At 62.1% G+C, this 18,343-nt stretch carries 21 protein-coding genes; 11 read left to right on the top strand and 10 right to left on the bottom strand.

Annotated elements, in window-relative coordinates; translation table 11 throughout:
- Positions 1 to 186 precede the first annotated feature (186 nt).
- The 3 genes from dnaG to F7R90_RS02875 form a co-directional block, all read right to left on the bottom strand.
- A complete protein-coding gene (dnaG, locus tag F7R90_RS02885; RefSeq protein WP_158055781.1) occupies positions 187 to 1,653 on the bottom strand; it encodes a DNA primase DnaG in 1,467 nt (488 codons plus the stop codon).
- Positions 1,654 to 1,872: 219 nt separating this feature from the next.
- The gene (locus F7R90_RS02880; RefSeq protein WP_158055780.1) at positions 1,873 to 2,481 is read right to left on the bottom strand and encodes a hypothetical protein; all 609 of its coding nucleotides are present in this window, start codon (positions 2,479 to 2,481) and stop codon (positions 1,873 to 1,875) included.
- A 58-nt stretch (positions 2,482 to 2,539) separates the two neighbouring features.
- A complete protein-coding gene (locus F7R90_RS02875) occupies positions 2,540 to 3,262 on the bottom strand; it encodes a sugar phosphate isomerase/epimerase family protein (protein WP_158055779.1) in 723 nt (240 codons plus the stop codon).
- Positions 3,263 to 3,547: 285 nt separating this feature from the next.
- On the opposite strand from F7R90_RS02875, the gene F7R90_RS02870 reads away from it, so the two are divergent.
- From F7R90_RS02870 to F7R90_RS02855, 4 genes are all read left to right on the top strand, one after another.
- The gene (locus F7R90_RS02870; RefSeq protein WP_158055778.1) at positions 3,548 to 4,975 is read left to right on the top strand and encodes a glycosyltransferase family 1 protein; all 1,428 of its coding nucleotides are present in this window, start codon (positions 3,548 to 3,550) and stop codon (positions 4,973 to 4,975) included.
- 111 nt (positions 4,976 to 5,086) lie between these two features.
- Positions 5,087 to 5,308, top strand: coding sequence for a DUF3311 domain-containing protein (locus tag F7R90_RS02865; RefSeq protein ID WP_158055777.1), 222 nt, complete (start codon positions 5,087 to 5,089; stop codon positions 5,306 to 5,308).
- Positions 5,305 to 6,789, top strand: a complete 1,485-nt coding sequence (locus F7R90_RS02860) for a sodium:solute symporter family protein (protein WP_158055776.1) — start codon at positions 5,305 to 5,307, stop codon at positions 6,787 to 6,789. Before F7R90_RS02865 ends, F7R90_RS02860 begins: the two co-directional genes overlap by 4 nt.
- A 36-nt stretch (positions 6,790 to 6,825) precedes the next feature.
- Positions 6,826 to 7,725: an HFX_2341 family transcriptional regulator gene (locus tag F7R90_RS02855; protein WP_158055775.1), complete on the top strand. Its 900-nt coding sequence runs from the start codon at positions 6,826 to 6,828 to the stop codon at positions 7,723 to 7,725.
- A gap of 173 nt (positions 7,726 to 7,898) precedes the next feature.
- Here the strand turns inward: F7R90_RS02855 and F7R90_RS02850 are convergent, their stop codons facing one another.
- On the bottom strand, positions 7,899 to 8,582 hold the full coding sequence (locus F7R90_RS02850; RefSeq protein ID WP_158055774.1) for a potassium channel family protein: 684 nt from the start codon (positions 8,580 to 8,582) through the stop codon (positions 7,899 to 7,901).
- A gap of 84 nt (positions 8,583 to 8,666) precedes the next feature.
- Here F7R90_RS02850 and F7R90_RS02845 point away from each other — a divergent pair, with 84 nt between their 5' ends.
- Positions 8,667 to 9,092 carry a hypothetical protein gene (locus tag F7R90_RS02845; protein WP_225741239.1) on the top strand — a complete coding sequence of 142 codons (426 nt, stop codon included), beginning with the start codon at positions 8,667 to 8,669 and terminating at the stop codon, positions 9,090 to 9,092.
- A 31-nt stretch (positions 9,093 to 9,123) separates the two neighbouring features.
- On the opposite strand, the gene F7R90_RS02840 is transcribed toward F7R90_RS02845, so the two are convergent.
- Complete coding sequence (locus F7R90_RS02840) at positions 9,124 to 9,333, bottom strand: HVO_0649 family zinc finger protein (protein ID WP_158055773.1); 210 nt, start codon at positions 9,331 to 9,333, stop codon at positions 9,124 to 9,126.
- Positions 9,334 to 9,516: 183 nt separating this feature from the next.
- Between F7R90_RS02840 and F7R90_RS02835 the strand changes: the two genes are divergently transcribed.
- Positions 9,517 to 10,260 (top strand): Lrp/AsnC family transcriptional regulator, encoded by a 744-nt coding sequence (locus F7R90_RS02835; protein WP_158055772.1) that lies wholly within the window; start codon positions 9,517 to 9,519, stop codon positions 10,258 to 10,260.
- Between the two features lie 32 nt (positions 10,261 to 10,292).
- Here the strand turns inward: F7R90_RS02835 and F7R90_RS02830 are convergent, their stop codons facing one another.
- Positions 10,293 to 11,003 carry a DUF1405 domain-containing protein gene (locus F7R90_RS02830; protein ID WP_158055771.1) on the bottom strand — a complete coding sequence of 237 codons (711 nt, stop codon included), beginning with the start codon at positions 11,001 to 11,003 and terminating at the stop codon, positions 10,293 to 10,295.
- A 117-nt stretch (positions 11,004 to 11,120) separates the two neighbouring features.
- Here F7R90_RS02830 and pdxS point away from each other — a divergent pair, with 117 nt between their 5' ends.
- Positions 11,121 to 12,029, top strand: coding sequence for a pyridoxal 5'-phosphate synthase lyase subunit PdxS (pdxS, locus tag F7R90_RS02825; protein ID WP_158055770.1), 909 nt, complete (start codon positions 11,121 to 11,123; stop codon positions 12,027 to 12,029).
- A gap of 64 nt (positions 12,030 to 12,093) precedes the next feature.
- Positions 12,094 to 12,441, top strand: a complete 348-nt coding sequence (locus F7R90_RS02820; protein ID WP_158055769.1) for a hypothetical protein — start codon at positions 12,094 to 12,096, stop codon at positions 12,439 to 12,441.
- 16 nt (positions 12,442 to 12,457) lie between these two features.
- On the opposite strand, the gene F7R90_RS02815 is transcribed toward F7R90_RS02820, so the two are convergent.
- Positions 12,458 to 13,336 (bottom strand): homoserine kinase, encoded by an 879-nt coding sequence (locus F7R90_RS02815; RefSeq protein ID WP_158055768.1) that lies wholly within the window; start codon positions 13,334 to 13,336, stop codon positions 12,458 to 12,460.
- A 540-nt stretch (positions 13,337 to 13,876) separates the two neighbouring features.
- Here F7R90_RS02815 and F7R90_RS02810 point away from each other — a divergent pair.
- On the top strand, positions 13,877 to 15,250 hold the full coding sequence (locus F7R90_RS02810) for an NAD(P)/FAD-dependent oxidoreductase (protein ID WP_158055767.1): 1,374 nt from the start codon (positions 13,877 to 13,879) through the stop codon (positions 15,248 to 15,250).
- A gap of 12 nt (positions 15,251 to 15,262) precedes the next feature.
- Here the strand turns inward: F7R90_RS02810 and F7R90_RS02805 are convergent, their stop codons facing one another.
- Together F7R90_RS02805 and F7R90_RS02800 are read right to left on the bottom strand one after the other, a co-directional pair.
- Positions 15,263 to 15,583: a DUF7344 domain-containing protein gene (locus tag F7R90_RS02805; protein WP_158055766.1), complete on the bottom strand. Its 321-nt coding sequence runs from the start codon at positions 15,581 to 15,583 to the stop codon at positions 15,263 to 15,265.
- 74 nt (positions 15,584 to 15,657) lie between these two features.
- The gene (locus F7R90_RS02800; protein ID WP_158055765.1) at positions 15,658 to 16,308 is read right to left on the bottom strand and encodes a helix-turn-helix domain-containing protein; all 651 of its coding nucleotides are present in this window, start codon (positions 16,306 to 16,308) and stop codon (positions 15,658 to 15,660) included.
- Between the two features lie 258 nt (positions 16,309 to 16,566).
- On the opposite strand from F7R90_RS02800, the gene F7R90_RS02795 reads away from it, so the two are divergent.
- Together F7R90_RS02795 and F7R90_RS02790 are read left to right on the top strand one after the other, a co-directional pair.
- A complete protein-coding gene (locus F7R90_RS02795; protein ID WP_158055764.1) occupies positions 16,567 to 17,172 on the top strand; it encodes a GNAT family N-acetyltransferase in 606 nt (201 codons plus the stop codon).
- Positions 17,173 to 17,206: 34 nt separating this feature from the next.
- The gene (locus tag F7R90_RS02790) at positions 17,207 to 17,644 is read left to right on the top strand and encodes a hypothetical protein (protein WP_158055763.1); all 438 of its coding nucleotides are present in this window, start codon (positions 17,207 to 17,209) and stop codon (positions 17,642 to 17,644) included.
- Here the strand turns inward: F7R90_RS02790 and F7R90_RS02785 are convergent.
- Positions 17,641 to 18,231, bottom strand: coding sequence for a DUF6149 family protein (locus F7R90_RS02785; RefSeq protein WP_158055762.1), 591 nt, complete (start codon positions 18,229 to 18,231; stop codon positions 17,641 to 17,643). The genes F7R90_RS02790 and F7R90_RS02785 overlap by 4 nt on opposite strands.
- Between the last annotated feature and the right edge of the window lie 112 nt (positions 18,232 to 18,343).

Here is an 18,343-nt window from a genome sequence, read left to right as displayed (position 1 = left end):
TGCGGTGCTGTGCAGGGTAGTTGCGGTGCGGAAGTGGCACCAGTACGAAGCGGACGCGAGAAATCTGGGCGCGGCGCGCCCAGATTTCTCTGCGTCCCTTTTTTGATCCACATTTTTCGAGGAGTGGTTCCGAGCGCCGCTTCGCGGCGCGTCGGAACCCGACGAGAAAAAGGTGGAAACGGTCGCTTAGAAGTCGTCTGCGGTCCGAACCCGCACGCTCGCCGGTTGCTTGACGAACTCGCCCAACTCGCGGGCGACTATTTGGTTGACGCCGCGCTGGGCCGCTACGTCGAGTACCCGCTGTTCGAGTCGCCCGTCGAGGACGACTGCGTAGGGGGTTTCGTCGGCGTCCTTCACGGTGTCGAAGGCCTCCGATTCGTCTGCTTCCGCGAGCGTCTCGAACGACGAGTCGAGCAGTCGAACGCTCGCAGTCTCCTCGCCGACGACCGCTTCGACGTGTTCGAGGAGCGTCGTCGGTTCGGCGGCGGTCGTAGACTGGTTGTCCGTCGAATCGTCTTCGCTGACCGACTCGGCGTCTGCAGACGCCGAGTCGGTATCCGTGGTCCCTTGGTCGGCAACATCCGTCGAATTCTCGTCGGTCGTCTCCGGTGTCGTCGCCGGTTCGGAGACCGTCGAGACTTCGAGGGAGTCGGACGACGCTGACATCTCGACCGACGCGGCCGACCCGCTTCCGGCAGTGTCGGACGACTCGGTTGTCTCGGTGGCGTCCACCGTATCCGTCGTTTCGGCCGTCTCGGGCGTTTCGAGACCGGAAATATCCGGGTCGGTCTCCGGCGCGGGATGTGCGCTCCCGTCGGTCGCGGCGGTCGTCGGCGCGCTATCGGATTCGACCGACGACTTCTCGAAGGGGCGCTTGCTTCGCAGGGCCGACATGACCTCGTGGCGCGCGAGGTCCTCGACGGACTTCCCGGCCGGTGCGAGCGCGACGTAGTCGATGTCGCCGACCTGTGCGAGTTCCTTGCGGATGAGGTCGCCGCCACGGTCGCCGTCGAGGAAGACGGTGACGTTGCGGTCCTGCGTGAGTTCGGCGACGGCGTCGGGGACGTTGGTTCCCTCTACCGCGATGGCGTTCTTGACGCCGTAGCGAAGGAGGTTCAGCACGTCTGCGCGACCCTCGACCACGATGATAGCGTCGCTGTCTTCGACGTGCGGACCAGCAGGTAAGCCCTCGAACTCGACGATGTCCTCGACGCGCGCGCTCTGGCGCACCTCTTCGAGTATCTCGCGACTGTTCATCACGTCCTCGTCGAAGGCGTCGGCGAGCAACTGTTTCGCGCGCTCGACGACCTTGCGGCGCTTGGCGGCGCGCACGTCCTCGATGGACGCGATAGAGATGCTCGCCCGGCAGGGACCGACGCGGGTAATCGTCTCTAAGGCGGCGGCGAGAATCGACGTCTCTACTTTGTCGAGGCTCGACGCGATGGTGACGGTACCGAACGACTGGCCGTTCTCGCTGTCGATGTCCACGTCGATGCGACCGAGTTTGGAGGACTGCTGGAGGTCGCGGAGGTCTAAGTCGTCGCCCAGCAAGCCTTCGGTCTGGCCGAAGACTGCGCCGACGACGTCACTCCGCTCTACCACCCCGTCGGCGGTAATGTCGGCGTGAATGACGTATTTCGCTGTATCGTCCATGATTGGTGAACTCCCCCCGTGAGGGGCTTGCTATGTTGTCCATGAGCGGGGTCGCGGCCATGGATGTATTAAAATCCTTCGCCACGACTGAAATACCTGTCGTCAGCGGAAGTATCTCGCCACCGAGTGGTCGGTCGGACACCGGTTTCGTGATGCGGTTTTCTCGCCGAGCGACGACAGTGAATCGAACGAGTCGAGCGGAACAAGTCGAGGGGGTACTCAGGCGAGGTCGTACCGGTCGAATCCGACCCACGTCCCCGACGCCGCAACGGCCGCCGCGAGAAGCGTGATCTTTGCAGGACCGACTGGAATCCCCGCGAGGAACAGCGTGCCGGTGAACGGCCACGCTAGATTCGCGCCGGTGGCCGCCCCGACGGCCGCAAGCGCAGTCAGTGGCGGCCGGACTGCTTCGCGCCGATACGACCACGCGCCGAGGCCGCCGAGACCGAGCGCGAACGCGACCAGCGGAACGGCGATGAAGAGCGAGAGACCGTTTATCCCGTCGGTGCTGAGCCACAGCTTGTAGACGGTTCCGTCGGCGCGGACGTACACCGCCTCGTAGACCGGGAACGTCTCTCGGAACTCGGGGTCGTTGTGGACGACGTAGCCGCCGTTGCGGGCGTTCTCGAACGCGGCTTTGGCTTCCGGCGAGAGATCCTCGACGTCTAGAACCTCCGCGTCAGCGGGCGCATCGACGGCCGTCGCCGAGAGTTGGTACGTCGGCCGGAAGTCGTCGTAGACCATCCAACCGCTCCCCGCGACGAGCGCGACGGCGAGGACGACGAGCAAGAGGGCAGGAAGACGTCTTCGCGGAGGGAACGAAGGCATGACTCGTCAGTTCAAATGACAGCGAGATAAATGTTGTTGCCCCGACGAGACGTGGTGCCTACGCCAACAGCGCCGCCAGCGTCTCCGCGCCGTGTTCGAGCGACGCCGCAGGGTCGTCCGGTTCGTCGTGTTCGTAGACGAGCCACTCTGCACCCGCATCCCGAGCGGCTTCGACACACGCCTCGGAGTCGAGAATCCCCTCCCCGAGTTCGACGGACTGCGAATCGGCCGTGTCCTTGAGGTGGACCACCGGGACTCGACCGGTCAACCGCGAGAGCAACTCGGTCGGGTCGTGGCCAGCGGCGGCGGCCCACCCGAGGTCGAGTTCGAAGTCTAAGTCGGTCTCCTGCACCAGCAACTCGAAGGCAGACCACTGGCCGAGGTCCACGAACTCGTGGTCGTGGTTGTGGTACGCCAGCGTCGAGCCCAACTCCTCGACTCTGGCGGCCAGTTCCACGAGTCGCCGACCGGTGTCGGCGACTGCCTCCTCGGTAGCGAAGTTGGCCTCGCCGAGATACGGGACGACGAGCGTGTCGCAGTCGAGTCGCTGGTAGGTCTCGACGGTCCCTTCGAGGTCGTCTTCCAGTTCCTCGATACCGACGTGGGCGGCGGCCGCGTCGAGTCCCGTTTCGTCCAGTTTCGCTGCGACTGCTTCGGGGTCGCTCTCGCCGAGTCCCGCGAATTCGACGCCCTCGAAAGCGGTCTGACCGACGCGTTCGAGGAGTTCGGGCACCGACTCGTCCAACTCGCGAAGCGTGTACAGTTGAATCGCTGGTTGCATACTCCTTGTAGGGAGAGATACTGTAAATCGGTTGTCGCCGCGGCAGAACTGCCGTTGCCGACCACCGACCACAAAGCGTATTCCGGCGACGTTCGAGACTGAACCTATGCGTTCTCCGAGGCGAATCGCGCGCAAACGACCGTTTCTCACCGTCGAGGGGGTTCGCGCTCTCGATCGTCGTCTTGGGTCGGTCCGCGGGACGAGTCATCGTGGCCGAACGAGCGTAACGCTGCCCGGCCGTAGATTCAAGGGTCGAGCCGTCGTCTTCGGTGACAATTCGATTCCATGCGCGTACTCATCGTTCCCGAACTCTACCGGCCCGACGACGCGACGGCGAACGGCACGCTCAACGACGCCACCGTCTGGGTGGACTCGTGGCTGGACATCGACCCGAACCTGCACGTCTACTGGTTGCTCGCGCCACCCGAGACGGCGAACTACGACCCCGAGTACGTCCACGCCGACCGCGAGCGCGTGACCCTCGTGGAAGCGGAACCGTACATGCACGGTCACGACCACCAGCACGCGTTCACCGAGTCGGGCTACAGCGAGGCACAACTCGAAGCGTTGCGCGAGGCAATCTACGACGAACTGGGCTACGTAGACGTGGTCGTGGACCAACTGCGGCGCGGCCGGGCAGACCTCTACAAGTGGCTGCTCGCACTCGACGGCCACCGCGCGGACAAGATAGACCCCATCGACATCATCGCCAACGTCCACGATCTACAGCTTCCGTTCAAGTACTCCGGCACGGGCTGGCGCAACGACTTCCAGCGCGAGACCGAGATAACCGAGGCAGTGCTTTCGGACGGCATGTGGTTCAAAGCGGCCGTTGACGCCGACGGCATGCGCGAGTACGGCGAACAACTACTGGACGACTCGGTGTTGGAACTCGCGCTGGACGAAGCGATTCAAACTGGCAGTCCCATCGACTTCTCCCGGTTCGAGGAGACCTACAACGACGAACCCCAATGGCTCCACGTCGCGGGGTCGGTCTGGGACAAGAAGCAGACCGGCGTCGTGATGGAAATCGCGGAGCTACTTCACGAGAAGTTCGGCATCCGGACTGTGATGACGAGTATGAGCCAGATTCCGACGGAGTACGCCGACCTGTCGTGGGTCGAGGCATACCCGAAGGCCTCCCGCGAGGAGTTCGAGGCCGCACTCCAGAAAGGCGACCTCTGCATCTCCGCGACGGAGTACGAGACGCTCGCCCGGACGTGGTTCGAGCAGGCCGGGAGCGGGCAGGTGCTGATTGCGCGCGACCAGCCGTGGATTTACGACTGCATTCCGAGCGACTACGAACTCACTGGCGACATCGACGAACTGGCCGACCTCGCGGTCTGGGTGGTCGAACACTGGTCGGAGGCCGTCGCCGAGAGCCAGCGAATGTTGGAGTACGCGAAGGACATCCGCGACCCGGTTCGGTCGGGTCAGCGAACCTACGACGACATGGCGCGGCGCGTCACCGAAAAGGTCGAATCCTACGGGCCAGACCAGAACGACGAGATAGTGGGCGAAACGTTGGGCGAGTTCGACGGCACGGTTGGGTTGGACGAACTGAACGAACGGTCGGCGAAGTTCACGGAAACGGGTGAGAAACTGCTGGATGGCGAGTGTGCGCTGAGCGAAGTCGTCTACGCGCTCCGGCGACGCGGGTACCGAGATACTGGAACTGGGAAGACACCCGTGTTCGAACAGGACGAGAGATAATAGCGTCTCGGCGATACCGGGAGCACTCTTTGAAAACGAAATCTCTTCAAACACCCCAGTCGGAGAAATACTTCAGCAACGTTTATGGATTCCTGACCGTGAGTCGATACTATGGTTTCGAGAGCGGAGGCGTACGGATGGCTGGTCGCGTTCGCGGTCGTCGTCGCGTTGGCGGTGCCGTGGTTCCTCTGGCGGACGAGTAGCGTCGTCTACGGACTTCCCGTCTGGCTCTGGTGGCACGTCGGCTGGATGGCGCTGACTGCAGTCGTCTTCTACGTCTTCAGTGAACGCGCGTGGGGCGTCGGCATCGAGGCGGAGGCGAGCGAGCCATGAGCGAGACGACACTGCAACTGGGTATCATCGGTGGCTATCTGCTGCTCGCGCTCGCCATCGGCTTGGTCGCCTATCGACTGACCGACCGGACCGCCGAGGACTACTACCTCGCGAGTCGAACGCTCGGCACAGTGGTCCTGCTGTTCACGACGTTCGCCACGCTCCTCTCTGCGTTTACCTTCTTCGGCGGACCGAACGTCGCCTACGCCGCAGGACCGGAGTGGATCCTCGTCATGGGGCTGATGGACGGCGTCCTATTCGCCATCCTGTGGTACGTCGTCGGCTACAAGCAGTGGCTCGTCGGCAAGAAACACGGCTACGTCACCCTCGGCGAGATGCTGGGCGACCGATTCGGGTCGCCGTTACTCCGGGGACTCGTCGCCGGAATCAGCCTCTTCTGGCTGTTCCCCTACGTGATGCTCCAGCAAATCGGAGCGGGGACCGCCTTGGAAGCACTCACGAACGGCGGTGTCCCCTACTGGGCGGGCGCGGGTCTCGTGACGGTGTTCATGATTGCCTACGTCGTTCTCGCCGGGATGCGCGGGGTCGCGTGGACCGACACCCTGCAAGGCGCGTTCATGCTGGTGATGGTCTGGGCCGCCGTCGCGTGGATTCTCGCCGCAGTCGGCGGTGCAGAGGAAGCGACCGCCAGCCTCGCGAGTTCGAATCCCGAGTTTCTCGCGCTCGGCGGCGGTCTCTATTCGGCCCCGTACATCATCTCGACGGCGGTGAGCATCGCGTTCGGCGTGGCGATGTTCCCGCAGGTCAATCAGCGATTCTTCGTCGCGCGCTCGAAGAAAGTCCTCAAGCAAACGTTCTCGCTTTGGCCGATTCTCGTCGTCCTCTTGTTCGTCCCGGCGTTCATGCTCGGCGCGTGGGCGAAGGGCCTCGGCGTGGCAGTCCCCGAGGGTGGCAACGTCCTTCCGATTCTGCTCAACGAGTACGCTCCGGCGTGGTTCGCCGCGCTCGTCATCGCCGGGGCGATGGCCGCGATGATGTCCTCCTCGGACTCGATGTTGCTTTCGGGGTCGTCGTACCTCACCCGCGACCTCTACCGACCGTTCGTCAACGCTCACGCGAGCGACCGCAAGGAGGACCTGCTGGCGCGTGTCGCCGTCGCCGCGTTCGCCATACTTGCGTTTGTCGCGAGTCTCTTCTCACCGCGCGCGCTCGTGGAAATCGGCGACACCGCCTTCGGTGGCTACGCACAACTTGCGCTACCGGTCATCGCGGCGCTCTATTGGTCGAAGACGACGAGAGCCGGCATGTTCGCTGGCATCGGCGGCAGTCAGACGTTCTATCTGGCGAGCGTCTTCGTCCCGTTCGTTCCCGGGAGCTACTCCGTACTCGGTTCGGCGGGGTGGAGTAGTTCCATCGTCGGGATGCTCCTCGGTCTCGTCCTGACGGTGGGCGTCTCCGCGCTGACGACGCCTGCCGCAGACGAACATCCGTCGGTGTACGAAGGACTGCGGGCGGACTAGCCAAGACTTTTCTCGCGTTCGAATCAACCGATAGCCATGCAGACGCACGTCGTTCCGGTCGGCTTCGACTACGACCGGCTCATCGCGCCGCTGGTCCGCGACCAACTCGACGTAGACCGCGTGATTTTGCTCGAAGGCGCGGTCGGGAGCGAGGCCAACGTCGAGTACTCGCGGAACCTCTCGCGGAAACTCGAACAGGACTTCCGGAACCTGCTGGGGGCGACCACCGAGCGCGTCGTCCTCGCGGACGTGTACGACTACGACGCCGCGTTCGAGCAGGCCTACGACCTCATCAACTCCGAATTAGACGCTGGCAGGGAGGTCTGGGTCAACGTCAGCGCGATGCCGCGGCCGGTCAGTTTCGCCTTCGCCACGGCGGCCCACTCCGTGATGGTCGAGCGCGAAGAGGACCGCGAGAAGATTCACACCTACTACACGGCCCCCGAGAAGTACCTCGAAACCGAACTCGCCGAGGAACTGCACGAACAGGTGGACCTGCTCGAAGACTTGCGCGAGGAGACCGACGACGAGCGCGTCACGGAGCGTCTAGAGAGCGCGCGCGAACTACTCTCGGAGTTCGACGAGCGCGGAACGACCATCGGCGCGAAGCGCATCGACGACGGCCACATCGTAGAGTTGCCCGTAGCTTCCTTCTCGAACGTCAAGCCCTTCGAGGAGTTCATCCTGTTCAAACTCGGGGAAGACGGTGAATTCGACAGCGTGAGCGAACTCGCGGAGGCCCTCTCGCGGGAACTCAACGAGGAGTACACCGACAGTTTCCGCTCGAAGGTCATCTACAACGTAGACAGGTTGGGTCCCGGTGGAAAAGGCTACATCGAGCAGGAAGAACACGGTAAATCGTATCGGACGCGCCTCTCACGCATCGGCGAGTTGTGGGTTCGAGCGCACGCGGATGGGGAGACCCGAACGGAGTGAGGGTCTCCAATTGAGCGGTGGAACCGCGAACGGCGACCCGCCACGCGGGTCGGAATAATCGAGCGGTGTCTTGGCGAACGCACGTGAGCCAAGGCTCGGAAGACGCAGTTTGTCTTCCGGCGTAGCCGCGAACCGCGACTCGACACGCTGGTCAGGATAGCGAACTGCGAAGGTCAGTACGTCGTCGCTGTTTGCTCGCCAGTGAACACCTCGATGATGGAGGGTGCGAACCCACGCTTCGAGAACACGGTCACCAAGTCACCGGCTTCGACCGTCGTATCGCCCTGCGGGAGGACGACGGACTGGTCGCGCTCGATAGCGACGACGAGGACGCCGTCCGGGAATACGCCGGTCTCGTTCGCCGATGCGAGCGTCTGTCCCGCGATGTCGCTCTCCGACTTCACGGTGATTTCGAATATCTCTGCACCGTCGGCGAGATGCATGAAGTCCTGAATCGCCGGTCGTTGGACCGCACGGAAGAGGTACTCTGCAATCAACTGCTCCGGATTTTCGAGGACGTTGACGCCCAACTGGCGGAACAGGTTCATGTGTTCGGTCTTTTGGACGACCGAGACTTGCGAGGGAATCGACACCTCCTGTGCGAGGAGCATGACCATGATGTTCGTCGCGTCCGACGCAGTCGTGCTGATGATGGCGTCGGCGTTGTCGGCTCCCGCCTCTTCTAACGTCTCCATAGTCGTCGCGTCCGCGTTCAACACGAGGCAGTCGAAGTTCTGCGCCGCTCGTTCTGCCGCGTCCTCGTCTTTCTCGACGACGACCACGTCGTGCTGTTCTCGGGTGACTAGTTCGAGCAGTTGCGTCCCGATGTCACCCGCTCCGACGACGATTATGTACATACAGAATTACGGATTGCCAGATACACTTAAAACACTAGTTTTCGAATACGAAAACGTAAGTGTGGGGCTGACAACTAGCACAGCATGGTACCCAACGGAGACGATTCAGGACGCGAGAGGCGCGACGAACCTCTCGGGACGAGCGGGGAGGAACCATCCGCGGGCGCGCCAACGGAACAATCGGACCTCACACTGCCCGATTCCCTCGAATCCCAACTCGATTCGCTCTCCGAGTCCGAACTTCATGCCGTCGTAACGTACGCTCGCTCGCGGATACCGACGCGGTCCGCACCGGAAGCGGTCTTGGAGGCCGGTCCGGGCGAAGAAATTCTCGAGGTTATCGAACGAAACGGATCTACAGAGGTCGTCAAAAAGCAACCGTGCGCCGAAGGCTGTAGCGAGTGTCCGCACGGGCCGTATCTATACCGAGTGCAACTACAACCGGCCGTCACGCTCGACGACGGCCCGTCGCTCCACTGGGAATTTCTCGGCCGCGTCTACGACCGATGACAGTGGGAACAGAGTCGTAGCGGCTTCAGACCTACTCATCTCCTAATTCGAACGTTCGTTTGCGAACTGACCCACAACTCGGGCAGAGGTGACGGTACAAGACGGTGTCTCCGTTGGTTTCGGCGGTCCAACTGCCCTCCTCGTCCTCGTACCCGCAGTCCGGGCAGACGAGGTCCGCGTCGTCCATGTGCGTCGTCATTCGCTCGAACGGACTCCTCCCTTCGTCGTCTCCACGGGACATACGATGCCGTTAGATACGTGGCTTCTTAAAACCTCTAGAAATTTTTCTGCATGAAAAATCTGGAGGCGTCTAAATTCACGATTGCCAAATAATGACAACTGGATTTTGATCACGAGGTCCGATTCGGTCGTCAGAAGCGACGGTGAGGAACGACTTTTTACCGATTCCGTAAGTAGAGAGCGTATGGACTATCGGCTGGACGAAATCGACAAACGGATTCTCTATCATCTGGCGGCGGACGCGCGCAACACGACTGCACCGACGATCGCCGAGGAGGTAGACGTGACGCCAGCGACGATTCGCCATCGAATTCGACAGTTGGAGGACCACGGCATCATCAGGGGCTATCACGCGGACATCGACTACGAACGCACCGATGGCTACGTGGTCAACCAGTTCCGATGTACCGTGCCCGTCTCGGACCGCCAGCGGTACGCCCAAGAAGTGCTCCAAATTTCCGGCGTCGTCAACGTCCAAGAGTTGATGTCGGGCCGCGAGAACCTCGTCGTGACGGCCGTCGGAACCGATACCGACGACATCACTCGCATCGCGCGCGACCTCTCGGACCACGGTCTGGAACTGGAGCGAGAGGACATCGTCCAAAACGAGCGGTTCCACCCCTACCACCCTTTCAGTCCGAACAACGGCCACCTCACCCAATCGTTGGCCGACATTCAGAATCTCGCTGGCGGTGCCGAAGTCGTCGAGTTCACCGTGGCCGAAGACGCCACGATTACCGGGAAGACGCTGCAAGAGGCCAAAGAGAATGGAATGTTAGACGACGAAACGCTCGTCATCAGCATCGAGCGCGGTGACGAGATGGTCACGCCGAGAGGCGATACGGCCGTCGAGTCCGGCGACGTCATCACGCTGTTCTCGCGGGAAGCGGTTCCGGACGGGACGTTAGAGGCGTTCAAGACTGAGTGAACGAGTGCACTGGTCGGTATCGAATCGGCCGTTCACTGTAATTCCACCTTCTTCACCCGCGTCGTCAGCGCCAGAAACGTCGCAACGAGCGTAATCGTGACCGCGCCTGCCGCCGCGATTTCGTGCGCTGGCGAAGGGTGAGTCATGAACCCGTTCGGGCCGACTACCTGCGCGGGAACGAGCGTGTGGTGTGGCGTCCCCACAATTGGAACGAAGTAGTCCACCAAGTCGTTGAAGCCGTACCAGAAGACGGCGACGGCGATAGCCCACACTGGAAACTCGCTGTAACGGTGAATCAGGAACGCTTGGACGACCATAGCGAGGTGGCTCCAGAAGAGGAAGTTGTACATCAGTACGGAGTTGTACGAGAAGCCCTCCATGAACGCGAGCAGGACGAACGGCGTCCACGCGCCGAGTTTCAGACAGCCGAAGAACGCCAGCGCGTTCACGGTTTCGTTGTTTCTTCCCAGTTTCCACAGGCCCAGACTCGCGGCGATGAAGAACGTCGCCACGGGACTGTCCGGGACGAACGGCCACATCACGGGGGGTTCGGCGGCGAACTGCCACGTAATCAGCGGGTCCGACAGCGGAAGCGGATGAAAACCGTAGTACCAGAAGCCGAAGGCAGTCCCCGCGAGGTTGATGGCGACGATGACCCATGCGAAGCGAAGACCGAAGTCTTCGACCTGCTTCGGCAGGGGTGCGACGTACCACGGGAGGTCCTCACGGCGCGGAAGCGACATGTACGGTCGGTCTCAGGACTGGCGCAAAGCTTTGGCGGTCTATCGTGGGAGCATCTCCATCCGGCAGAACGACTGCCAACCGGTATGCATTAAGCCATCGCGTAGCAACGCTAGAGTATGGCCGAAGCAACCAACATCGAGGAGCTAAAGCGTGGGAGCGAACTCGTCAAGCGCGGGTTCGCCCAGATGCAGAAGGGCGGCGTCATCATGGACGTGGTCAACCCCGAGCAGGCCCGTATCGCCGAAGACGCGGGTGCTGTCGCCGTGATGTCGCTGGAAGCAGTTCCGGCCGACATCCGAAAACGTGGCGGCGTCGCGCGGATGGCCGACCCCTCTGACGTCGAGGAGATAATCGACGAAGTGTCGATTCCGGTGATGGGTAAGTCCCGAATCGGCCACACGAAGGAAGCCCAGATTCTGGAAGCAACCGGCGTGGACATGATAGACGAGTCCGAAGTCCTAACGCCTGCCGACGACAAGTACCACATCGACAAGCGCGAGTTCACCTCGCCGTTCGTCTGCGGTGCGCGCAACCTCGGCGAAGCACTCCGCCGCATCGAGGAAGGCGCGGCGATGATTCGTACGAAGGGCGAGGCTGGCACGGGCGACGTGAACCAAGCGGTTCACCACCAGCGGACCATCAAGGGCCAGATTCGAGAGTTGGAGGGCATGAACAAGGAAGAGCGCGAGATGCTCGCCCGCGAAATCGAAGCGCCCGCAGACCTCGTCCACGAAACGGCCGAGGCAGGTCGCCTGCCCGTCGTGAACTTCGCGGCCGGTGGCATCGCCACGCCCGCTGACGCGGCGCTCATGATGCACCACGGCTGTGACGGCATCTTCGTCGGTTCGGGCATCTTCGGCGCAGAGGACCCGGAACTGATGGCCAACGCCATCGTGGAGGCGACGAACAACTGGGACGACCCCGAGCGACTCGCCGAAATCAGCAAGAACATCGGTTCGGGCATGAAGGGCGAAGCGAACGTTGACCTGCCCGAAGAAGAGAAGTTGCAGGGACGCGGGAACTGAGCCGAGATCCGTTCTTCCGCCCAGAATACTTATTTATATTACTTGTTTACCGTCACGATAAGCAATGGCGCTCTCCAAACTTGCGAAGCCACTCGCCCTCTACACCGGTTTGTTCGGTGCGGCGACGGTCGCTCTGGCGTACGTCGCAACCCACTCGGGGTTACTGATGCTCGTCCTCGCTGGACTCGGCGTCCTGCTCGTCGCCCTCGGCGGTGCGCAGGCGGGTGCAGTGAGCGGGGCCGCAATCGAGCAGTCGGGACTCTCCGGAGAGACTGAACTCGGCGAAAACATCGGTCTCATGCCGGGGCCGTCTTCGGACACGCCGGTTCGTGCGCTCATGCTGCTCTACGGCCTCGGACTGTTCGTCTGGAGCCTCGTCGCGCTGCTCGCGTTCCAGTCGGGACTACAGTAATTTCGACAGCCTCTTTCTACCGCCAAATCTCCGCGCCGTCGCCGATTTCCGTCGGGTACGCCCGTGCATCGACGTCTGCTTCGCCGAACGCCGCGACCATCGCCTTCGCCACGTCGCGGCGCGTCTCCGGGCGACAAACTGCGAGCATCGAGGGACCGGCACCAGACACAGTCACTCCGGTCGCACCTGCGTCGCGGGCCGCTTCCTCGACAGCGTCGTAACCGTCGATGAGTTTCGCGCGCGCTGGCGTGACCACCGGGTCGTCAAGTCCTCTGCCGACCAATTCGGGGTCGTCTCGGTGCATTCCGGCGACCAGCGTCGAGGCGTTGCCGACCGTCTCCACGAGGTCGTCCATGCTGGCCGAGTCGGGGACGACACCGCGAGCGTCGCGGGTCGAGACGACGGTTTCGGGGAGGCAGGCCACCACCGAGAGGTCGGCGTCGATTTGCGTGATTCCGTCGTCGGTGACGATAGTAAAGCCGCCCAGAATCGAGGGTGCGACGTTGTCCGCGTGGGCTTCCCCTGACACCGCGGCCTCGCCCTCCGCGGCGGCCCAAACCAACTCCTCGTCGGAGAATCCGCGGTCGTAGAGTTCGTTGAGCGCGACGGCCGCGCCCGCCGCGCTCGCGGCCGACGAACCGAGTCCGGAGGAGGGCCGGACGCCCTTGTCGATGTGGATGTGCGCGGGCGTGTCTAACTCTCGGGCGACGACGCCCGCCGTGTTTTCCTCGGGGTCGGTCGGGATGAACCGCCCGCCAGCGCCCGTCACGTCGATAGTCGTCTCGTCTGCACGCTCGACCCGCACCACGTCCGCAGGGCAGGCCAACGCCGCCCCGAACACGTCGAAGCCACTGCCGAGATTCGCCGTCGTCGCGGGTGCCCGCACCGTAATCATGTCCCTGCGTAATCGTACGTCACGCAAAAACCTGCCGACGATAGGCGGGGTTGGGGTGTGATTCGTTTTTATTTTTGATTCGGAGTTCGTGGATTTGTGGAATCGGAGTGTTTTACGAAAATGTAGGTAGATGATTTCGGCGCGCGCTGGCGTCTTCGTGAACAGAGTGAACGAAGGCTCGTCAGAGCTTGCTCTGACGGTGCGACCTCGTGTCGCGCCAAATTCGTGTGAGGGACGAGGACCACAACGCAGTGAGGACCGCAGTCGGTTGGGGAGGGTGTGGCGCTCGCGGTGCGGTGCTGTACGGTCTCTCCTTGGTTTCGGGAGTAGCTAGCCCCACTGCGTTCGTCGCTGCAACATCGAAGCCAGAACAACCGACAATTCCTCCTCGAAAGCCCCCGCCCGCTCGCGGTTTGTGTCGTTTGCTGTTTCCGGTGGTTTGGTTCACCGGGCGAAACCAACTACCAGCCACCAATCTCGAAACCCCCAGTCGCGCCGTCGGTAACAAGGCATTTGCCCGACCACGACGAACCAAAAGTCATGATAGGCATCGTCGGTGGGGGTATCGCCGGTCTCGCGGCCGCCCATCGCCTCCAACAGCACGGCTACGACGTGCAGATTTTCGAAGCGAGCGACGAAGTCGGCGGACTCGCCGCGGTGTACGAGACTGCTGGCGACCCAATCGAGAAGTTCTACCACCACCTCTCCGCCTCCGAAGAGACCATCATCGACCTCATCGAGGAGTTGGGCTTGGGCGACGACTTGGAGTGGCCCATCGGCAAGAACGGCTACTACTGGGACGGGACCGTCCACCCGATGGACAAACCGTGGGAAATCGCGGCCTACCCCCACATGAGCGTCTACGACAAGTTCCGGCTGACGATGCTGACACAAGAAATCGACGTTCGCGGCGGGATTCCGAAGTTCGACACCTACGAGAACTTGGAAGACTTCGAGGACGTGCCCATCAAGGACTTCCTCATCGACCACACCAGTAGAGGCGTCTACGAGGGCTTCTTCGAACCGCTCCTCGACGCGAAGTTCGGCAGTCGAGTGGACGACGTGAGCGCGGCGTGGTTGCTCGGTCGCATCAAGTTCCGAGGCGAGCGCGACCTGCTCCGCGGCGAACCGTTGGGCTACCTCGAAGGCGGATTCGGCAGACTGCTCGACGAACTCGTCTCGGAGGTCGGCGAAGAGAACATCACGACCGGCGCGCGCGTCACGGAAGTCGCTACGGAGAACGGTGCAGTCGAGAGCATGACCGTCGAGACGGCCGAAGTCCAGGAAGCAGCCAGTCAGCAGGCCGCAGACGGCGGCACCACGACCCAAACCCACGAGGTAGACGACGTAATCGTCGCAGCGATGCCCAACGTCCTCGAAGGTCTGCTGGGCTACGAGTGCGACATCGACTTCCAAGGTGCAGTTTGTGCGCTCCTCACGATGGAGGAGTCGCTGATGGACACTTACTGGCTCAACATCGGCCACGACGCGCCGTTCGGCGCGCTCATCGAACACACGAACTTCATTCCGCCCGAGAAGTACGGCGGCGACCACTTGCTGTACGTCGCCAGCTACATCCAAGACTACGAGGAGGACCTCTGGCAGATGGACGACGAGGAGATAGAAGACCTCTGGCTCGGCCACGTCGAGGAGATGTTCCCCGAGTTCGACCGCGAGTCGGTGAGGGAGTTCCGCCTCGCGAAGAACCCTCGCGCCGCGCCGGTCTACGAGCGTGGCTACCTCGACATGGTGATTCCCTACGACCTCGGTGACGACATCGCAGACGGCGTCTACTACGCGGGCATGGCCAGCAGAGCGCAGTACCCCGAGCGCAGTTTGAACGGCGGCATCGTCGCTGGCTACGAGTGCGCCGACAGAATCGCGGGTCGGAAGGAAGTCGTTCGGCCGGAGTAGTTGCTCGCTGTTCTACACCACCGGGCATTCGTCGGTCTGGGGCAGGTCCGACACCACGTCGTCCGCGTCGTCGGTGAGCCAGACCATTCGCGCACCCTCGTCGTACCGGGCCAGTCCGATCTCAGTCAACTTCGGTAGGTGGACGTGGTAGAGCGACGTTCGAATTTTGTTTGCAGGGTCACCCGATTCGTCGCGCTCGTGCGCCGCGATTTCCTCCGCTAACTCTCGCACAGTCACTGCTCGTTCCCGCTGGTCTAACACTGCCAACGTCCACCGACGGTGACGATGAGACAGGCAGTCGTACAGCGCGTCAGTCGCTTGTGTGCGGTCCATTGCGATTGCACCGTAGTGTATTGGACCAATCAGAGTTACCGCAGATTGAGCAAGGCGTTTTAAACGGGGTCGAATCACGACTCGTCGCCGGAGACGAACAGCACCTCGCCCAGTATCTTCTCGTTGCCTCGCCGGATGCGGTCCGAGAGCGCCTGCGCGGAGATACCGATTTCGTCGGCGAGGTCGGCGAGACTCGCCGCCCGCGGCGTCTCGAAGTACCCTCCCTCGTACGCCAGCACCAGTGCCTCGCGCTGTTCGGGCGTCAACTCGAAGTTGCGCTTCTGGGAGGTCTGTTCGGTCAGCGTATAGACGCGCTCGATGTTGATGCCGATGTCGTGGTCTGTACAGAAGTCGTAGAAATCGGTCAGAAACTCGTGGTCGGGAAACCGAAGCCTGAACACCCACGTCCCATCGACGGTGTGCGATTCGAGAATCGTCCCGTCGTTGCGGACGATTCCATCCACGAGGTCTTCGTACTCGCCGGTCCACGACACTCGATAGAGCGACCGGTCTTCGACGGTTTCGAGCGGTTCGAGGTTCTCGATGTACGTACTCTCCTCGACGTGCCGTTCGAGCGCGTCTAGGTCGCCCCCGCTGGCCCAGAAGAAGGGGATGACGGTGTTCGAAGTCGGAACTATCTTTTCGAGTTCGACGTCCATGCCGCGGAGGGCTTGCCCGAGTGCGAACTCCTCCCGGTCCACAGTGAATTCGACGATGACGGCCATGCACCTCTAGTGGTGAGAACACACGGTAGGTGTTACTCCGCGTGAGTCGATGCGGACGCGCTCAATTAACTCGGGCGCGAACAGAGAATATCGGCGAATTTCGACGCCTGTAGCGCTCTCAACCGAAAACCACTGAACAGAGATGTCTCTCGGGAGAGAGTCCCGATTCCTACTACCACTTTTATGCGGTTAGGCCTACCGGTGTCCCTCTCCGCCAGCGTTAGCCCTTGATACACGGGGTGTGTCTGTGCAGATAGCATGCCCGACCGAAGCTATCCCGAGCGCATCGAAACCGACCGTCTCGTGTTGGAACGACTCTCGACCGAACACACCGACCTCGACGAACTCGCCGACCGCACACTGACCGACTCGTGGCAGACCGAAGTCACTGAACACATGCCGTGGTTCCGGTTCGAAGACGAGGAACACGTCTCGAAGTATATCGACCACTGCGAACAGCAGTGGACCGACCGCGAGAAGGCCAACTACACGATTCGACTCAAAGCGAGCGAACCGGAGGCGGGCGAACTCGTCGGACTCACTGGGTACAACACCGACTGGGAGGCGCAGGTCGCAAGCACCGGTATCGTTCTCGCCAAGCCATTCTGGGGTCGGGGCTACGCTGGCGAGCGCATCGCAGCGTTGCTCGAACTGGCGTTCGAACGCCACGAGTTCTCGGCGTACGAGACCGAAATCGCCGCTGTGAACGAACGCTCGCGGCGGATGGCCGAGAAGTACGTCGTGCGATTCGGAGGCAAGCACGAAGGGCTACTGCGCCACTACAGCCAACGGCAGGGCGGCGAAGCACTGGACTACCATCGGTACACGATTCTGCGAGAAGAGTACGAGGCGGCGACGCAGTGAGTTTTTGAGTCGGAAGGCACGAACGTGTAACGAGATGTTACGCCGCCGGTACCTGCTACTAAGCACGGCCGCCGTCACGGTCCTCTCTGGGTGCCAAGCGTCCGTTCTCTCGAACGAGACAACACCGAACGGACCGACGCTGGAGGCAGTTGGTGTCGGAAATCTCCACTCGGAACCGCACACGCTCCATCTTCGCGTGGAGCGGAACGACGAACTCGTCTTGGAGAAAAAGTTAGCACTCGACAGTTTGCAAGCGGAGGGAGACAGCAATGAGGCGGAATTCCGAAGTGTGATTCCTGACGAACCGGGGCGGTACGAGGTGTCTGCTAGCTTTGACGGGAGAGAAAAACAAACCGCCGAAATCACCGACGAAAGCGTGTGTCGAGTAGACGTACTCGTCGGTGAAAACGGCCGTATCAGAATCGGTAGCGTGCGAGACTGCGAGAACGACACACCGCCGACGACTGACTAAGCCTCTACGTCGTCGTCGCTGACGCCCGGCGCATCTGCGACATCGACCTCGGCAGGCTCTTCCTGCCCGCCGACGTAAATCTCGCCGTCGTCGCCTTCGACGTACACGTCGTCGGCGAAGCCACCCTCAGCGTAGGGATGCTCTGGATTCTCCAGCTTCTCGGGCGTCGAGGGTGCTTCGGGCATCTCCTCGGGGGCGAACTCGCCGAGCGGGTCTTCGATTGCGATGCCGTGGCGCTCGAAGAACTGCTCGTAGCGGTCGTAGTGCTGGTCGAGTTCGTCGCTCGGGAACTCCATCATCTCGGTCCAGCCGTGGTTGAAGAAGTCGAAGTTCGCCTGAATGTGGGTGATTTCGCGGGCCTCGGCTTCGGGGGCACCCTCCTGTAGCGCGGCGAGGTAGGTGTCCATCGTCGCGTCGAAGAAGGCGTCCAGATGCTCGCGGCGTTCCTCGGCGTGGGCCGGGTCGGCCTTGTCGAGGAAAATTCCAGTGTGGAGGTCTACCAGCTTGTCGCTGACGAGGTCGCCGACGACCGGCAGTTCGAGTGCCTTCTTCGACGCGAAGTGACGGACGTTCTGGCGAAGTTTCATAGTCGGCGGTTGGGACGCGAGGAGTAAAAGTGCGTCTGTTCGGGAACCACTGGCACGATGCGGGACGGCAGAGATTGCGTCCGCTCCGAAGATAGCAACCCACTTTAACCCC

Source organism: Halorussus halophilus (assembly GCF_008831545.1).
Taxonomy (GTDB): domain Archaea; phylum Halobacteriota; class Halobacteria; order Halobacteriales; family Haladaptataceae; genus Halorussus; species Halorussus halophilus.
This window is presented reverse-complemented; position numbering and strand designations above follow the sequence as displayed.

Coding starts and splice junctions, on each gene's coding strand:
- dnaG (WP_158055781.1), bottom strand. CDS start 1,653: ATGGACGATACAGCGAAATACGTCATTCACGCCGACATTACCGCCGAC.
- F7R90_RS02880 (WP_158055780.1), bottom strand. CDS start 2,481: ATGCCTTCGTTCCCTCCGCGAAGACGTCTTCCTGCCCTCTTGCTCGTC.
- F7R90_RS02875 (WP_158055779.1), bottom strand. CDS start 3,262: ATGCAACCAGCGATTCAACTGTACACGCTTCGCGAGTTGGACGAGTCG.
- F7R90_RS02870 (WP_158055778.1), top strand. CDS start 3,548: ATGCGCGTACTCATCGTTCCCGAACTCTACCGGCCCGACGACGCGACG.
- F7R90_RS02865 (WP_158055777.1), top strand. CDS start 5,087: ATGGTTTCGAGAGCGGAGGCGTACGGATGGCTGGTCGCGTTCGCGGTC.
- F7R90_RS02860 (WP_158055776.1), top strand. CDS start 5,305: ATGAGCGAGACGACACTGCAACTGGGTATCATCGGTGGCTATCTGCTG.
- F7R90_RS02855 (WP_158055775.1), top strand. CDS start 6,826: ATGCAGACGCACGTCGTTCCGGTCGGCTTCGACTACGACCGGCTCATC.
- F7R90_RS02850 (WP_158055774.1), bottom strand. CDS start 8,582: ATGTACATAATCGTCGTCGGAGCGGGTGACATCGGGACGCAACTGCTC.
- F7R90_RS02845 (WP_225741239.1), top strand. CDS start 8,667: ATGGTACCCAACGGAGACGATTCAGGACGCGAGAGGCGCGACGAACCT.
- F7R90_RS02840 (WP_158055773.1), bottom strand. CDS start 9,333: ATGTCCCGTGGAGACGACGAAGGGAGGAGTCCGTTCGAGCGAATGACG.
- F7R90_RS02835 (WP_158055772.1), top strand. CDS start 9,517: ATGGACTATCGGCTGGACGAAATCGACAAACGGATTCTCTATCATCTG.
- F7R90_RS02830 (WP_158055771.1), bottom strand. CDS start 11,003: ATGTCGCTTCCGCGCCGTGAGGACCTCCCGTGGTACGTCGCACCCCTG.
- pdxS (WP_158055770.1), top strand. CDS start 11,121: ATGGCCGAAGCAACCAACATCGAGGAGCTAAAGCGTGGGAGCGAACTC.
- F7R90_RS02820 (WP_158055769.1), top strand. CDS start 12,094: ATGGCGCTCTCCAAACTTGCGAAGCCACTCGCCCTCTACACCGGTTTG.
- F7R90_RS02815 (WP_158055768.1), bottom strand. CDS start 13,336: ATGATTACGGTGCGGGCACCCGCGACGACGGCGAATCTCGGCAGTGGC.
- F7R90_RS02810 (WP_158055767.1), top strand. CDS start 13,877: ATGATAGGCATCGTCGGTGGGGGTATCGCCGGTCTCGCGGCCGCCCAT.
- F7R90_RS02805 (WP_158055766.1), bottom strand. CDS start 15,583: ATGGACCGCACACAAGCGACTGACGCGCTGTACGACTGCCTGTCTCAT.
- F7R90_RS02800 (WP_158055765.1), bottom strand. CDS start 16,308: ATGGCCGTCATCGTCGAATTCACTGTGGACCGGGAGGAGTTCGCACTC.
- F7R90_RS02795 (WP_158055764.1), top strand. CDS start 16,567: ATGCCCGACCGAAGCTATCCCGAGCGCATCGAAACCGACCGTCTCGTG.
- F7R90_RS02790 (WP_158055763.1), top strand. CDS start 17,207: ATGTTACGCCGCCGGTACCTGCTACTAAGCACGGCCGCCGTCACGGTC.
- F7R90_RS02785 (WP_158055762.1), bottom strand. CDS start 18,231: ATGAAACTTCGCCAGAACGTCCGTCACTTCGCGTCGAAGAAGGCACTC.